A 15,250-nucleotide genomic window follows, 5' to 3' on the forward strand; every position below is an offset into this window, starting at 1 on the left:
AAAGCTAGCATTTTTAGGTAATTGCTATCTCCAGCAACGCCTAAACTTAAAACGACACTGAATTATAAAACGTCAACTATCAAAATACAAACAATCAAAGACTGCTTTTTAAATAAAAATCTATAAACAAGAATCATTAACAATAAAAAACATTCTATATAAACCAATAATTTAGCTTTAATCCATAGCTATACCCTTGGTTTTTATAAGTAAACCACCCAGTCCACACCCCTTTAGTGACCTCTAGTAACCACTTTAATTTAGACTAAAGATATTTAGAATATCCACCCTCACATCTATGTGCTTTCATTTATATGGAAGGACTTGCATTTCCTATCAAAATGTTCACTATTTATTTTTAGAGATAATTTAGATATATAACCAAATGAAATAATGACTTAGCTACAAATAAATATGATTAAATTATGCCAGAGAATGAATTTAAACTTAAAAAAATTGCAAAAAATGACGCATTTAGATTAAATTTTAACCAACCCGCAATTCTCAATGAGTCATTTTTTAACCAATCAAACACAGTAAATGCATTCGAATTTAATGCCAAATAAGGCAATAAAATGAAATATTATTTGAACAAAAATGAATGTAAGTTATGAAAATTAGATAGATTTCGCAAAAAGAGATTAGTACCTTTTGTTCAAAAAATAGAACCCGTATTTTTTTATAAACATTTACAATTGAAGCTATATTTATATTTTTTTCTGCACCAAGCGAATAATTTCACTTATTATAGCGCGTCGGTGCTGTGATTTTATTCATTTTTTATTTTAGGGACGATAAACTAAACCTCTGTGAGGGCATCAGTTTTATCCATAAGTATAATTGACAAAATTTCAGTACTCACTAATCTTATAGCAAATTTTTGATCCATCTGATTCGCGCATTATAAAGATGAGTACTACGAGTCGGATAAAACACTCACCAGGACAGGAGATCGATTAAATGTCTGACGCAACTGGCAAAAAAGCCGTTTTACAGCTTGATGGCAAAGAAATTGAATTACCAATTTACAGCGGCACATTGGGCCCAGATGTAATCGACGTTAAAGATGTGTTGGCCGCAGGTCACTTTACTTTTGATCCTGGTTTTATGGCAACAGCTGCATGTGAATCTAAAATCACATTCATCGATGGTAACAAAGGTATTCTTTTACACCGTGGTTACCCGATTGACCAACTTGCGACTAAAGCCGACTACCTAGAAACTTGCTACTTATTGTTAAACGGCGAACTTCCAACAGCTGAACAAAAAGTAGAGTTTGATGCTAAAGTTCGTAACCATACAATGGTTCACGACCAAGTTAGCCGCTTCTACAATGGTTTCCGTCGTGATGCTCATCCAATGGCGATCATGGTTGGTGTCGTAGGTGCGCTTTCTGCGTTCTATCACAACAGCTTAGACATTGAAAATGTTGATCACCGTGAAATTACAGCAGTCCGCTTGATTGCTAAAGTTCCTACGCTTGCTGCATGGAGCTACAAATACACAGTGGGTCAACCATTCATGTATCCGCGTAACGACTTAAGCTACGCTGAAAACTTCCTATACATGATGTTTGCTACTCCAGCAGATCGTGATTACAAAGTTAACCCTATTCTTGCTAAAGCAATGGATCGTATCTTTACGCTTCATGCTGACCATGAACAAAATGCGTCTACATCGACTGTACGTTTAGCTGGTTCTACTGGTGCTAATCCTTACGCATGTATCGCTGCGGGTATCTCGGCACTTTGGGGCCCTGCTCACGGCGGCGCGAACGAAGCTGTTCTTAAGATGCTTGATGAAATCGGCACTGTAGAAAATGTTGCTGAGTTCATGGAAAAAGTTAAAACTAAAGAAGTTAAACTCATGGGCTTCGGTCACCGCGTTTATAAAAACTTCGATCCACGTGCAAAAGTAATGAAAGAAACGTGTGACGAAGTACTTAGCGCGCTAGGTATTAACGATCCACAACTTGCGCTTGCGATGGAACTTGAACGTATTGCATTGTCTGACGAATACTTCATCAAACGTAACTTATACCCGAACGTAGACTTCTACTCAGGTATCATCCTTAAAGCGATTGGTATCCCAACAGAAATGTTTACAGTAATCTTCGCTCTTGCACGTACAGTTGGCTGGATCAGCCACTGGTTAGAAATGCACAGCGGCCCTTACAAAATCGGTCGTCCACGTCAACTTTACACTGGTGAAGTTCAACGTGACATCGCGGGTCGTTAATTCTTAAGAATTAACGATTAAAAAACCACCCTTTGGGGTGGTTTTTTAATGTGCAAAAATATCTTAACCATTGATTCATCAATGAACCATCAATGAACAATATCGTAGTGCTGTAAATTCATTTCTTTAAGTTGTTGTTTTAACTTAGCCAACGACCAAGGCCAAGCAGCAAAATTACGCCCATGCGCATCTAAGTAATAGCTTTTACAACCACCACTATTAAATACAGTGGTTTGTAGCTGTTTTTGCAGCCTAAAATTATGGTTGCGTACCACTTCTTTTTTTATTTCAAAACGAATAAATTCCAGACTTTTCATTTTCACCAAAGCACTGACAATATAGTCCAGTTGTGCTTCTGCAATACCAATAAACGAATCATAGACCAAAATATTTGGCCCCAGTACCAAAAAGGCATTTGGCACACCTTCAATACTGGTGCCTAAAAAAGCCTCTGGAGAGCTGTCTTTCCACAAATCCGCAAGTAACTGCCCCTCAGCATTCCTAACCCGCTTTCCAATCGGTGGATGAGACACTTCAAAACCCGTGCCCCAAATAATCATATCCACATCATGTCGCTCACCATTGGCAGCAATTACCGTATTACCCTCCACCTCAACCAAACCATATGGAATAAGATGCGTATTGTCTGCTTGCAATGCAGGATAATAATTATTGGCAAACAATAAACGCTTACAACCAATCGAAAAATTAGGGGTGACATTTTTACGTAATTGTAGATCTCGAATTTGCCAACTTAATAATTTCCGACTTAGGAAATTAACTGGTTCTAAAACTTTTGGATTACGTAAACCAAAGTTAATGATATTTAATGAGCCTGCAACCGCCCCACGCCATTTCTGTTGAATTGCTGGGATTTTTTGAACCAAGAGCTTGCCTTTTTCCCCCAATGGAAAATCAGGTTTAGGTAACACCCATGGCGCAGTACGCTGAAAGATAAACAATTCACTCGCCAAAGGTTGAATTTGCGGCACAAACTGAATGGCTGATGCCCCCGTTCCAATCACCGCAATTTTTTTAGCGGTTAAATCATAGTCATGATTCCATCGTGCAGAATGAAACATTTCCCCCTTAAAGGTTTCAATTCCTTTAAGTTTAGGCATGGAAGGCTCAGTGATCGGACCGGTGGTAAAAATCACAGTTTTGGCCTGATAAGTCCCTTTTTGGGTTTCTAGCTGCCACTCATGTTTTGCCTCATTCCACTTTGCATTCATGAGTTCATTATTAAATTCAATTTTTTGCTGGATATCGAATTGCTCTACAACCTCTTCCAAATAACTTAAAATTTCAGGTTGCTTGGCAAATAAATGGCTCCACTTATAACTCGGTGCAAATGAAAATGAATACAATGCAGATGGCACATCACAACCACACCCGGGATAAGTGTTTTCACGCCACGCTCCGCCCACACGATCCGCTTTTTCAATCACAATATAATTATCATAACCCGCTTTATTGAGTTTTACCGCAGCGGCAATTCCAGAAATCCCAGCCCCCACAACAATCGTGTCATACACATGGCTAGGCAGCTGTACATCATGATCTGCTGTATTTCTAGCTTTAGCTGAGCTACGCTTTTTAGTGGGTTTCGCTATAACTGGTTTTGAGTTTTGTAGTGTCGTTGCATCATCATTTGTTAAAGCGACATCAAGTTCAGTTTTAATATTCATTCTATTAACCTTCTTATTTTTTTATGTATTTATTAAAAATTGGATAGCCCATCCCAAGCAGTTTCGCATATAAGCTGGGTGCAGTACGCTTCATCAACCAGAACAATTTTGCATCAGGTTGAGGAATGGTGTAAAGCCGACCTACATCTAAATTATTCAGTGTTTTAATCACCACTTGATCACTGGTGGTAAAAGCATGATTCATCAATAAATCATCGGCTTGTTCCGAATAATGACTCGGTAAGCGTCCATTTTTCATAATATTGGTCGGCACTAAAGTTGGACAAAGTACATTTACCCTGATGTTTGCATGACGTAATTCTGCTGAAAGCGTTTCAGACAACGCCAATACACTCGATTTAGTCACATTATAAGCAGTCATTTCAGGTGCAGCAGTAAATCCTGCCGCAGAAGCCACATTAATAATTGCACCATAACCTTGTTGTTTAAATTTAGGCACGAAGTAGTGACAACCATAAATCACGCCCCATAAATTAACCTGCATACACCACTGCCAATCCTCCAGTGAGACTTCATCAAACTTCCCACCCAAACCCACGCCAGCATTATTAATCAACAAAGTTACGGGATGATTCATCAGTTGCTCAGCTTGATCAGCCAAAGCTTTTACTTGATCCTGATTCCCCACATCACATTGCACCGCAAAAGCTTCTGCCGAGGTGAGGCTTTTAATCATCTGTACCGTTTCATGGGCCGCATCCAAGTTAATGTCCGCACAGACAATGGTGCCACCACGCTTTGCCAACTCCACAGCAAAACTACGCCCGATACCACTTCCCGCGCCTGTGACCACAGCATAGGCATTTTTTGTAGGCGCCAACTTTTTTGAAAAAATAGCCATATTTTTATTCCATTTATTTTGTATTTATTTAAGTTCTATTTTTAAACCTTCAGTGCTGGGGTAAACTCCTTGACGAAATAAGGCGCCAACACACCATCGGTAGGATTAAGCAAACGCTGTTTGTAATAAGCAAGAAATGCCGAAGTATCATGATCATTCGGATGAAAATCAGGACGTAAATAATCAAAAATATGCTGAATACTGCTGCCGTAGACACCATCTTTTAGCCCAAAAATCAGCCCAACACTGCGACGCATATCTTGCCAATAACTCAAACTAATCAAATTTTTAGGATTGCGATAAAAAGGCACCAGTAACGATGCAGTTGAAATCAGCACTAAAATCGTAATCAGCGCGGGGAAAAATCCAGCAATACGTAAAGCATAGTTATTCGACAAAGTCTGAAAGACATCAAAAGCAATATCTTTATGTTCCGACTCCTCCAACATGTGCCACATCCAAATCGCACGCTGTTTTTCATCTTGAGAAGCGAAAAAGATATCTTCATGATTCATCATATATTCAGCTAAAACAGCAGTAAAATGCTCAATTGCCGCCATCAATGATAATTTCATCGGTTGTGGTAAGCGATTAAAACCATAATCAAAGACCCAACCTGCCCAAGTACGAAATAATTTTACAGGCAGATCAACTTGTAAAAAGGCATCATTCAATTCTTCATGCAATTTAGAATGCAACGCCTCTTGACCAATCAGCGAAGTCACACGTTGCTTGAGTAGCGGATCTTGAATCAAATTACGATGGTAACGTGCGGTATCAATCACCAAGTCCTCACCATAGGTGAGAAAAATCGACAATGATGCAAAATAAGCACTGGCCAATTCGGCATTCATATAAAACTTGTAATCAATCTGCTGAGGATCGAAATCAAACTTCATATGACGAATAGGTACAATGGGAGATTGTTGATCTAAGCCAAAGGGCGCACCTGCAAATTTCTTTGCAAATGTAGCTTTTATAGATTGTGCAAATGACATGGCGACACCTTATTTTCCTATGTTGAGCAACTTCTATTTCTAAGCGTCATTCTGTCTACAACTTAAAAATAAAAACCGAACTATGTAGAAAAATTAAGCGATACCACCCTCTATGCCATTAGCAATTCACATCAACTGATTAGCAAATTATGACTTTAAATTTGCTTGTCTAACAATTTTTAGCGCAATTTAGCAGTTCAGGACAGAATCATGCTTTTTGAGACAAAACGGAATACAGGCTTCATAAGCCTGACACTCTTGCCCATGTGCTTTTTTCATAAAATAGTCCTGAACCATTTGCGCCTGTTGCTCAATTCCATACTGTAAAAACAGTTTACCTTGCTCTAATATGTAATCATATTGACGATTGAATATCGCTTTCCGAACTACGGATAAGCCTTGTTGAATTTGCCAAACATGCGTGAGTTCATGAATCAGCCATGACTGCTGCTGCAAAGACTGCTTTGAGAAGTCTTCACACCAGTTTTGAGGATTAAAATAAACATTACCATTTGGGCTGATGGCATAATTTTTAATGACGCCACGATGCGCCACAATCCGAATAGCATCCAACTGTAAATGCGCACCAAAAACAGACTGGGCAAGCTGTTTTTCAGCTTGGGTTAATTGACGGCTTTTAATTTCAAGTAATTGATTTAAATTATTTAATATAGATTTCATAAGTCATGTCATCTGATCTGGTAATCACCACACATCCTTCACTTAACTATTCTCTCATTAACGCTGTAATTTTTTGTCTTAATTCGGATTTTTTTTTGTTTTTCTCTCATTAAATGCCGCAATTCGTATATAGTATCCAATTGCTAATTATTGATTAAACATCTATTTGTTTATCGTCACGTATACAGCGTTGAACTAATAGCCATAATAAATCAAAAGTCTGTGTATATATCCCTATAGGTATAGGATTAAGTTGGAATGAAAAGTTTTAAAATTGCCCTTGCACAATTCTCTCCGCATATTGGCAATATCGAAGCAAATGCTCAAAAAATGTTTGACCAAGTAAATGAAGCCAAAAAACAAAAAGCTGATTTAATTGTCTTCCCTGAACTTTCAACCGTAGGCTATCCTGCGGAAGACTTATTACTTCGCCCTAGTCTTGTTAAACGCACACAAAAAGCATTTGAGCTACTTAGCCAAATCAAAGATATTGTTGTGGTCTTTGGTTTTGTTAACCAAACAGAAGATGGTCAACGCTATAATGCTGCTGCGGTCATGAAAGATGGTCAAGTACTGGGTATTTACAACAAGCAAAACCTACCAAACTATGGTGTATTTGATGAAAAACGCTATTTTAGCGAAGGTCAACAACATCTGGTTTTTGAATATTTAGGTCATAAATTCGGTATTCTGATTTGTGAAGATGTCTGGTCACTCAATACCGTGCATCAACTCTCCCAACTCAATGTTGAAACGATTTTAGTTTTAAATGCGTCACCTTATGAAGTGGGTAAACCTCAGCATCGCCTGACCACCATGAGTGAACTTGCTAAACAACTCAACATTAACTTGGTGTATGTCAACCAAGTTTGTGGTCAAGATGACCTCATTTTTGATGGCACCAGCTTTGTGATCAATCAAGATGGTACTACGGCTTTACAAGCACCAAGCTTTAAAGAAGATCTGTATTACGCTGAATATGCAGCTGAACAAAAAGCCTTTAAAGTGACCACCATTACCCCCGTTTTAGACACAATGGCTGAAATCTATCAAGGCTTGGTGTTAGCGACGCGTGATTATATTCAACGCTCTGGTTTCGCAGGTGTCATTTTAGGCTTATCTGGCGGTATTGACTCAGCATTAACACTGGCGATCGCAGTTGATGCAATTGGTGCGGATAAAGTACAAGCTGTCATGATGCCTTATACTTACACCGCTCAAATCAGTATTGAAGATGCCGCAGCACAAGCCAAAAATATGGGTGTAACATTTGGTATTGCCGAAATCAATCCAGTTGTAAACAGCTTCATGCACACACTATATCCGTTCTTTGGCAATAGCCCTGCTGATGCTACTGAAGAGAACCTACAGGCGCGTGCACGTGGCACATTACTCATGGGCTTATCGAATAAATTTGGTAATCTTGTTTTGTCTACAGGCAACAAATCAGAACTTGCTGTGGGTTACTGCACACTATATGGTGATATGGCAGGTGGTTACGCAGTACTCAAAGATGTGTATAAAACCATCGTATTTGAATTGGCAAAATATCGTAACAGCATTTCAGAAACACCTGTCATTCCTGAACGTGTGATTACTCGCCCACCTTCTGCAGAACTTCGTCCAGATCAAAAAGACCAAGACTCTCTACCGCCTTATGACATTCTTGATGCCATTCTTTATGCTTACATTGAAGAAGATATGAGCCAAGATGACATCATTGCCAAAGGCTTTGAAAAAGAAGTGGTTGAAAAAGTGATTCGCCTAGTTGACCGTAACGAGTACAAACGTCGTCAAGGTTCGATTGGCCCACGTATCAGCTCACGTGCATTTAGCCGCGAGCGTCGCTATCCAATCGCCAACGGATGGATAGCAGGTGTCTAAGCCTGACTTCGCTCAACAGTTTGCTCAAGCGCTTATGCTTGAGCAAACTCGCTTTATTAAAAAGCAATTACTGTCAGAACAAAATAATCCATACATCAAAAAATTTGTTCATCACATTTACAGCCATTCAGATCAAATTCTATTAAAACAATTCATTCAACTTGAAGCATTACAAGGTGTGGTTCAAAAATATGCGTTTGAATTAAATTTAGGCGCAGAAATTCTCGAATTTATTGGTGTGATTGCACAAAGAATTCATCAACTTGCGATCAACAGCAACACCACAATGAATGCGTTATTCTCCGACGAATCATTTGAATTATGGATGTCCAAGATTCTTGAATTAGACCAGCTGCGTCATTACATTCAAGCGAACCTATTACATACGCCACAAATACAACACGTGAGCTTACAGCTTGCAAATCAGATTCTAGAAAGCAACACCCCTTGGCTCGATCATTTGCGTAAGCTCAATACACACGACTATGGCCTAGGTTCTAAAATACTCAGTTTTATTCAAGACCAACAACAAAATATTGAACTCAAACTTGAACAACAACTCGCCCAAGCATTGCTTAAACAACTGGGCAATATCATTTTATTACCCAATGAAGAGCTCGCCGATATTAGCCGACATTTATGGGATGATATTAAACAAAGAACACTCAAAGAAACCTTCTCTCAATTTCAAGCGATCGACTTTGAGGAGTTTTTCATCTTGGTGTATGAAACATGGCGACAATTACGACAAGCCGACTATTTACAACATGTTATTTTAGATGTGGTGGCTTGTTTTTATGACTATTTTGCGGAATATAACTTACAAGAATTATTACAGTCTGTAGGACTAGATGAAGCAGATTTACATCAGGAAGCATTGCGCTTTTTACCCTACACCCTTCAAGCTTTGGAACAACAAGGCTTATTGGACGGGATTGTAAAAGAATTAATCTCACCTTTTTACCTAAATAAAACCACGCATCACTTTATACAGCAATACATAGAAAACAATATGTAAGTTTTGTCTGGTCATTTCACTCTAAACAAACCGATTTCCACTTTTCGACCCATAAAAAAAAGACCATGCTGAGAGCATGGTCTATAAAAATGGTGGCTATGACGGGATTTGAACCTGTGACCCCCGCATTATGAGTGCGGTGCTCTAACCAACTGAGCTACATAGCCATAAACTGTGCGCGCATTATCTAAATTTACACGAGTAGCGTCAAGTCCTTTATTTTTCGAATGTTCATACTTTAAACAATTTAAAAGCTTTTAGTTAAATTTTAAACAAAACCTTCTTTTATTCATGTTATTTTTCACAATATCTTCTCAATTAAAAACCTAACCAAACAGATAAAATATGAATCAATTCAAATTAGTATGCTTAGGCTTAATCACCATTATTAGCTCAGGTTGCCAAGTCCTCTCACCTCTTTTTGTAGATTATAACGGTGTTCGAATGGATGTGGCCAAATGGATCAACTATCATCAACTGCTCAGCATGCAACAAAAGCGCAGTTTAGTGCAACTAAGCAAGGCGCAGCAAAAGCTATATCAAATTGAAAACAAAAAGGAACAACAAAGAATTCAAATCATTAAAGAAAATATAATTGCTATGCACTGTGCTCAATTACACCTCACCGAGCATAAAATTGAGCAATTGCAGAACCAAATTTTTAATCATGATCAAAAACAGCAGATTTTAGATATGTACAACCAACAACGCCAAAATATTAAAATTGATCTAAACTCAGTGCAATGTGAATAGTCGGTTTAAAAGCCATTTTATACTCATGGATTTATGTTGTACTCAACAAATACCTAACCCCAGCCCACTCATTACCTACAAAACCACATGCAAAATAGATTTTAAACCCTTCAAATACACTTCTACTCAATTATAGATAGCATTCAACAATAATGTTTAATTGCTACGCACTCCACACAGCAATATCAACATCACTGGCGGGTACATGCTTAAATTTGAGTTTTTTAATTTTTTATACAGTTACTCAATAAATTGAGTTTATGATTTAAATTTTAAGCATAAAAAAAGACCACGTTTTTAGAAACGTGGTCTATGAAAATGGTGGCTATGACGGGATTTGAACCTGTGACCCCCGCATTATGAGTGCGGTGCTCTAACCAACTGAGCTACATAGCCAAAACTGTGCGCATATTATCTATTTCAAACAACCTTTTGTCAAGAAATATCACACAATAATTGTAAAAAATTAGTGAAGTGAGCCGATAAGCCGGGTTCTGTCGTGAACGATCATTCCTCTAGGCGTACAATCACTCGTACGCTCAAGCGACCTACCCGAATCCAGCACGGGCCGTGCCTCAGGATTCCTATTTGGTCTTGCTTCTGGTGGGGTTTACCTTGCCGTGAACTGTTACCAGACACGCGGTGCGCTCTTACCGCACCCTTTCACCCTTACCATCTCTCTTGGTTTCCCCGAAAGGAAATTGCAAAGATGGCGGTCTACTCTCTGCTGCACTTGCCGTCGGCTTTCACCGCCCAGGCGTTACCTGGCACCCTGCCCTATGAAGCCCGGACTTTCCTCCCCTGCTTCAATCACGAAGATTTCCACAGCAGCGATCGTCTAGCTCACTTCGGGGCGCATCTTATCAAACTTCAGCACTAATTGCTTGTGCTTTTTTGAGCAATCAGTTTTTTATATTTATCCATCAACTCATCTTGTGATTCCACATGCTCTGGATCGAGTGGAATACAATCGACTGGACAGAATAATTGACACTGTGGTTGATCATAATGCCCAACACATTCCGTACACAAATTTGGGTGAATTTCATAGATGACTTCACCCATAAAAATAGCCTCATTTGGGCAAACAGGCTCACAAACATCGCAATTGATGCATTCATCAGTAATATATAAAGACACGCTACCAACCTTGTTGATGCTTACGTTCAAAGGCTTCGACCACGCATTGTGGTACAAATTTTCCAACATCACCTTTTAAACGTGCAATTTCTCGAACCATCGTCGAAGATATAAATGAAAACTGCTCAGAAGGTGTTAAAAACACAGTTTCAAAATGTTGATCCAACTGACGGTTCATATTCGCAAGCTGAAACTCATATTCAAAATCTGAAACAGCACGTAATCCTCGTAATACAGCTGTCGCATTCTGCTCACGAGAAAAGTTTACCAATAAACCATCAAAACCAACAAACTCGACATTAGAAAGATGGCTTAAAGATATTTTAGCCAATCGAATCCGTTCATCTAAACTAAAAACTGGGTTTTTATGATGTCCAATTGCAATTGCAACCACCACCTCATCAAACATTCTTGCTGCACGGGCAACTAAGTCAACGTGACCATTGGTAATTGGATCAAACGTTCCTGGATAGATGACGCGAGTTTTAGACATCCGTTTGTACTCTAGTTTATTGTTTATGTCTGATAGTTTAACAAAAACTTCCTTTTTAGCGAACATTCTCCTTAAATTTGAAATCACTTCACCTTGGAGCGAGTTTAAGGCAAAATATAGTTAATCTTGGAATATTAGTATTATGTCGAAATCAATCGTAGTTAAAAAAAATAATGGTGGCACTATTGCGCAGAATAAACGCGCTCGCCATGATTATTTTATTGAAGAGAAATTCGAAGCTGGTCTTTCATTACAAGGCTGGGAAGTGAAGTCTTTACGCGCTGGACGTATGACCATTACTGAAAGCTATATTCTTTTTAGAGACAACGAAGCATTTTTGTTTGGGGCTCAGATTCAACCTTTATTGTCAGCCTCTACGCATGTGGTTCCTGAAGCAACCCGTACACGCAAGTTACTGCTTTCACGTCGTGAACTTGAAAAATTGATGGGCGCAGTCAATCAAAAAGGTTATTCATGCGTACCACTGGCGTGTTACTGGAAAGGTCGTTTAGCTAAAATTGAAATTGCTTTAGTCAAAGGTAAGCAAATGCATGATAAACGTGCCACAGAAAAAGATCGTGACTGGCAACGTGATAAGGCACGAATTTTTCATAAGTAAGAAAAAAGCTCGGATTGTCCGAGCTTTTTTCACTATCACAACCTATATTTCTTCCGTAATCCATCGGTCACGTAAAGTGCCTATTTTTGCAGATGGATGTATCAATGTTTTATCAGGATTAACCAATCTCACTGAACCTTGCGGCAATCCATAATATAACTCCATACTTCTTTGAATCTTTCTCACACGAGCGTCACTTCTCGCAGCACGTTGACGCATAGCGCCTTGACGTTCAGATATATTTCTCGCTTGTGCATTGTCACTTCGTGGCTTATTAGAGTCTTCAACTATATCCATTTCATCAATAGTTTCGATATTTACAGTACCTTTTTCAATAGGTTCTAAAAGTGCATCAAATTTATAACTTTCACCTTGCTCTTCCCAACTTCCACTAAAAAACTCCCAAGAATCATCTTCAAATGCACCTATTAACTTATATCTTACTTCTTCCTGAAACCCATCTTCAGATCTATAATAAAGAGAGCCAACTAAAATTTGTTCTTCTAAATGTAGCCCTATAGTAATTTTCCCTGAAAAAGATTTTCTATATTCACTCGACTTACCTTCAAATAGTAAAACCAATGTGTCATTTTGTATAGCTAAACCGACGGAACTCGAAGGATAATCATCCCAATAAATTTCATTCATTATTATTCTCCCTCTGCATTATCTTCACAGTTAAACTTTTCAATCGCTGCTTGCACAATTTTATCAAAATATGGATGCGCATGTTTTACAACTTCCAAAGCTTCTGTAATTGGATTTAGAGTATCTTCTAAAGTGTCATTTTCATAATTTTCTACCACCAATTTTTGGTCTAAACTTTGAATTGGTAAATACCAATTTCCTTCTGGATTAAACTTAAAACCCAATTCCTCTATTTGTGGATGATCATTATTCATTTGTATAGCAAAAACTTTCCATTCTTTTGCTAAAGTTTTATTAAAACCATTTTTCCATAAAGCGAAATTAAAAATCACTCTATCTAGATCATTAGGAAAAAAGTTAGTTAACCACCAATCATTCGACCGTTCGTTGCATCCCTCATTTGTTAACTCATAAAAAGCATATAGGTTTTTCCATGTTTTAGTATCTTCAAAACTAAATAGTTCTTGTTTCCATTTAGTTGATAAAAACCATGTTTGATCTTCGTGAAAATCACATGAAGCGATCATATCATCATCAAAGTCTTCTACTGATTGTTTAATGACTTTATCAATTACATCAAAAATATTTTTATGAACCTCATTTTCAAGTAAGTTTTTTGCTTGTTCTAATAACTGAATATTTTCAATAATCAATTTTGCAGCTTGTTTATGTTCCATGTAAGTATCCCTTTATTTATCTTTAAAATTAAAAACTTTTAATATGCTTTGAAAATTGTTTAATCAACCATGCTGCACGATTTTCATATGATTGATTATCTGCATATTGATTTAACAGATTGGAAATACTATTCCATGCTAATGGAAAAAATATTTCATCATCTTGATATGCTGATGGTAACTTTCCATCTCTGGTTAAATACACAACCAACTTATCCTTGCCTTTTGCCTTTGCTTTAGCAATTTCCGAATATCTTTTGAGTTGTTCTTTTCCTTCTAATGCATTGATTTTCACTTCAACAAATAAAAGAAATTCTGGAGCATCAATTTCAATATCAACACGGTTACTTTGCTCACCCAAAGGACAACTCTCATCAATCGTAAAATAGGTTCTAGGTTTATGCTTATGAAATTTCTCTGGTAATAATTTTAAAAAATCCAATAGAATTTTATTTTTCTGCCCATGATCACCTTTGCAATCTAGCAACCATTTCAACACTTTAGTATTTCTAACCTCATCCTGCCTTAAGCCAGAAACCAGCCAAACATTGGTATACATACCTAATGTCTTTACATCATCAATACTTTTTTGTGCAACCTTATATTGCTGGAAAAATATCTTGAGTTGAGCAATGTCTATTTCATAATTTGGAGCTTCATTTTGTTCAACTTTTTCTAGCTCTGGCAATGTTCTCCATGCATGAAAAAAATTTAACAATTGATTATGAAACTCAGTTTCACTTAAACCCATATTCTCTGTTCCCTTTATATTTCTGCTATTTCTAAATAATACTGCTTTGCTTTCTGTTGCATTTCATCAAATACCCAAAAGTTTTCATTAATCTTTTTTAAAGCATTCTGAATAGGTGTAAGTGAGTTTTCCAATAAACCTTGGTTATACTCTTGAATAACCAAATTAGAATCCAATTGATCTATCTTAAGCCACCAAAATGCAGAACAATTATCGAGTTCGAAGCCCAAACCCGCTAACTTTTGGTATTGCATCAAGGTATTCTGTCGGAAATAATTCCATTCACACAGCTCTCGGTAATTTTCCATTTCTGCGATTTCTTTAATTAAACCTTCGCGTTTATAAGAAAGTTTACGTATAAGATTATAATTTAGAAAAAATTGTAGCGTTATATAGCCTTGTTCATGTCTAAAAAAATTTGCTGTTGGAAATCTATTATTATTAATCCTAAAGTCTTCATCAGAATTATAATGACTCCCTCTGTCATAATGAGTAAGTTTGAAAAAAGCATAACTGTCAAAAATATCAAAATTTTTATCTGAAATTAATTCATCCTGTTGATCAAAATGAATCCATTGTTTTGGAGCAAACCATAATTCTTTATATTCGAAATTAGCACAAACATCCCATATCATCGTTTGCCACTTCATATCAGGAAAATCATGTTTTTGTTGATTCAAGATCATGGTCTCAATATCTTCAAAAAGTTTTCCAGCAATTTTTTCTTCAAGAAAATTTCCCATTTGAATAATAGAAGATAAATTATTCAGAACCGTATCTATGGATATCTCTTTTTTCAT

The 15,250-nt window shown here is 37.4% G+C and carries 15 protein-coding genes, 2 tRNA genes and 1 other RNA gene; 5 read left to right on the forward strand and 13 right to left on the reverse strand.

Annotated elements, in window-relative coordinates; translation table 11 throughout:
- The first annotated feature begins 960 nt into the window (after positions 1-960).
- Complete coding sequence (gene gltA / locus B9T30_RS02825; RefSeq protein WP_004651294.1) at positions 961-2,238, forward strand: citrate synthase; 1,278 nt, start codon at positions 961-963, stop codon at positions 2,236-2,238.
- An 89-nt stretch (positions 2,239-2,327) separates the two neighbouring features.
- Here the strand turns inward: gltA and B9T30_RS02830 are convergent, their stop codons facing one another.
- From B9T30_RS02830 to B9T30_RS02845, 4 genes are all read right to left on the reverse strand, one after another.
- Entirely contained in the window at positions 2,328-3,926 is a 1,599-nt protein-coding gene (locus tag B9T30_RS02830; protein ID WP_227518933.1) for a flavin-containing monooxygenase, read from the reverse strand.
- Between the two features lie 13 nt (positions 3,927-3,939).
- The gene (locus B9T30_RS02835; RefSeq protein WP_086183672.1) at positions 3,940-4,788 is read right to left on the reverse strand and encodes an SDR family NAD(P)-dependent oxidoreductase; all 849 of its coding nucleotides are present in this window, start codon (positions 4,786-4,788) and stop codon (positions 3,940-3,942) included.
- 41 nt (positions 4,789-4,829) lie between these two features.
- On the reverse strand, positions 4,830-5,786 hold the full coding sequence (locus B9T30_RS02840) for a metal-dependent hydrolase (protein ID WP_143223187.1): 957 nt from the start codon (positions 5,784-5,786) through the stop codon (positions 4,830-4,832).
- Between the two features lie 189 nt (positions 5,787-5,975).
- Positions 5,976-6,467, reverse strand: a complete 492-nt coding sequence (locus B9T30_RS02845) for a type IV secretion protein Rhs (RefSeq protein ID WP_086183673.1) — start codon at positions 6,465-6,467, stop codon at positions 5,976-5,978.
- A gap of 258 nt (positions 6,468-6,725) precedes the next feature.
- Between B9T30_RS02845 and B9T30_RS02850 the strand changes: the two genes are divergently transcribed.
- Together B9T30_RS02850 and B9T30_RS02855 are read left to right on the forward strand one after the other, a co-directional pair.
- Positions 6,726-8,351 carry an NAD+ synthase gene (locus tag B9T30_RS02850; protein ID WP_086183674.1) on the forward strand — a complete coding sequence of 542 codons (1,626 nt, stop codon included), beginning with the start codon at positions 6,726-6,728 and terminating at the stop codon, positions 8,349-8,351.
- Positions 8,344-9,369: a hypothetical protein gene (locus tag B9T30_RS02855; RefSeq protein ID WP_227518934.1), complete on the forward strand. Its 1,026-nt coding sequence runs from the start codon at positions 8,344-8,346 to the stop codon at positions 9,367-9,369. Before B9T30_RS02850 ends, B9T30_RS02855 begins: the two co-directional genes overlap by 8 nt.
- Before the next feature lie 90 nt (positions 9,370-9,459).
- Here B9T30_RS02855 and B9T30_RS02860 read toward each other — a convergent pair.
- Positions 9,460-9,536 (reverse strand) — tRNA-Met (locus tag B9T30_RS02860).
- A 178-nt stretch (positions 9,537-9,714) separates the two neighbouring features.
- Here B9T30_RS02860 and B9T30_RS02865 point away from each other — a divergent pair.
- Complete coding sequence (locus B9T30_RS02865) at positions 9,715-10,122, forward strand: hypothetical protein (RefSeq protein ID WP_086183675.1); 408 nt, start codon at positions 9,715-9,717, stop codon at positions 10,120-10,122.
- A 319-nt stretch (positions 10,123-10,441) separates the two neighbouring features.
- On the opposite strand, the gene B9T30_RS02870 is transcribed toward B9T30_RS02865, so the two are convergent.
- The 4 genes from B9T30_RS02870 to coaD all read right to left on the reverse strand — a co-directional run bounded on the left by B9T30_RS02870 (position 10,442) and on the right by coaD (position 11,755).
- Positions 10,442-10,518: transfer RNA gene (locus B9T30_RS02870), tRNA-Met, on the reverse strand.
- A gap of 71 nt (positions 10,519-10,589) precedes the next feature.
- An RNA gene (gene rnpB / locus B9T30_RS02875) (RNase P RNA component class A) lies at positions 10,590-10,972 on the reverse strand.
- 26 nt (positions 10,973-10,998) lie between these two features.
- Complete coding sequence (locus B9T30_RS02880) at positions 10,999-11,262, reverse strand: YfhL family 4Fe-4S dicluster ferredoxin (RefSeq protein WP_086183676.1); 264 nt, start codon at positions 11,260-11,262, stop codon at positions 10,999-11,001.
- Position 11,263: 1 nt separating this feature from the next.
- Positions 11,264-11,755 (reverse strand): pantetheine-phosphate adenylyltransferase, encoded by a 492-nt coding sequence (coaD, locus tag B9T30_RS02885; RefSeq protein WP_086183677.1) that lies wholly within the window; start codon positions 11,753-11,755, stop codon positions 11,264-11,266.
- 142 nt (positions 11,756-11,897) lie between these two features.
- Here coaD and smpB point away from each other — a divergent pair, with 142 nt between their 5' ends.
- The gene (gene smpB / locus B9T30_RS02890; protein WP_004651257.1) at positions 11,898-12,374 is read left to right on the forward strand and encodes an SsrA-binding protein SmpB; all 477 of its coding nucleotides are present in this window, start codon (positions 11,898-11,900) and stop codon (positions 12,372-12,374) included.
- A 42-nt stretch (positions 12,375-12,416) separates the two neighbouring features.
- On the opposite strand, the gene B9T30_RS02895 is transcribed toward smpB, so the two are convergent.
- The 4 genes from B9T30_RS02895 to B9T30_RS02910 are packed head-to-tail and all read right to left on the reverse strand — an operon-like array spanning position 12,417 to position 15,250.
- Positions 12,417-13,022 carry a hypothetical protein gene (locus tag B9T30_RS02895; RefSeq protein ID WP_086183678.1) on the reverse strand — a complete coding sequence of 202 codons (606 nt, stop codon included), beginning with the start codon at positions 13,020-13,022 and terminating at the stop codon, positions 12,417-12,419.
- 2 nt (positions 13,023-13,024) lie between these two features.
- Entirely contained in the window at positions 13,025-13,699 is a 675-nt protein-coding gene (locus tag B9T30_RS02900; RefSeq protein WP_086183679.1) for a hypothetical protein, read from the reverse strand.
- Positions 13,700-13,727: 28 nt separating this feature from the next.
- Positions 13,728-14,450 (reverse strand): PD-(D/E)XK nuclease family protein, encoded by a 723-nt coding sequence (locus tag B9T30_RS02905; RefSeq protein ID WP_086183680.1) that lies wholly within the window; start codon positions 14,448-14,450, stop codon positions 13,728-13,730.
- 14 nt (positions 14,451-14,464) lie between these two features.
- A complete protein-coding gene (locus B9T30_RS02910) occupies positions 14,465-15,250 on the reverse strand; it encodes a hypothetical protein (RefSeq protein ID WP_086183681.1) in 786 nt (261 codons plus the stop codon).

The sequence above is a fragment of the Acinetobacter sp. ANC 4973 genome (assembly GCF_002135275.1).
Classification (GTDB): domain Bacteria; phylum Pseudomonadota; class Gammaproteobacteria; order Pseudomonadales; family Moraxellaceae; genus Acinetobacter; species Acinetobacter kyonggiensis.

Bases quoted from the DNA above. Each gene is read 5' to 3' on its own strand.
- gltA (WP_004651294.1), top strand. From the start codon at position 961: ATGTCTGACGCAACTGGCAAAAAAGCCGTTTTACAGCTTGATGGCAAA.
- B9T30_RS02830 (WP_227518933.1), bottom strand. From the start codon at position 3,926: ATGAATATTAAAACTGAACTTGATGTCGCTTTAACAAATGATGATGCA.
- B9T30_RS02835 (WP_086183672.1), bottom strand. From the start codon at position 4,788: ATGGCTATTTTTTCAAAAAAGTTGGCGCCTACAAAAAATGCCTATGCT.
- B9T30_RS02840 (WP_143223187.1), bottom strand. From the start codon at position 5,786: ATGTCATTTGCACAATCTATAAAAGCTACATTTGCAAAGAAATTTGCA.
- B9T30_RS02845 (WP_086183673.1), bottom strand. From the start codon at position 6,467: ATGAAATCTATATTAAATAATTTAAATCAATTACTTGAAATTAAAAGC.
- B9T30_RS02850 (WP_086183674.1), top strand. From the start codon at position 6,726: ATGAAAAGTTTTAAAATTGCCCTTGCACAATTCTCTCCGCATATTGGC.
- B9T30_RS02865 (WP_086183675.1), top strand. From the start codon at position 9,715: ATGAATCAATTCAAATTAGTATGCTTAGGCTTAATCACCATTATTAGC.
- coaD (WP_086183677.1), bottom strand. From the start codon at position 11,755: ATGTCTAAAACTCGCGTCATCTATCCAGGAACGTTTGATCCAATTACC.
- smpB (WP_004651257.1), top strand. From the start codon at position 11,898: ATGTCGAAATCAATCGTAGTTAAAAAAAATAATGGTGGCACTATTGCG.
- B9T30_RS02895 (WP_086183678.1), bottom strand. From the start codon at position 13,022: ATGAATGAAATTTATTGGGATGATTATCCTTCGAGTTCCGTCGGTTTA.
- B9T30_RS02900 (WP_086183679.1), bottom strand. From the start codon at position 13,699: ATGGAACATAAACAAGCTGCAAAATTGATTATTGAAAATATTCAGTTA.
- B9T30_RS02905 (WP_086183680.1), bottom strand. From the start codon at position 14,450: ATGGGTTTAAGTGAAACTGAGTTTCATAATCAATTGTTAAATTTTTTT.
- B9T30_RS02910 (WP_086183681.1), bottom strand. From the start codon at position 15,250: ATGAAAAAAGAGATATCCATAGATACGGTTCTGAATAATTTATCTTCT.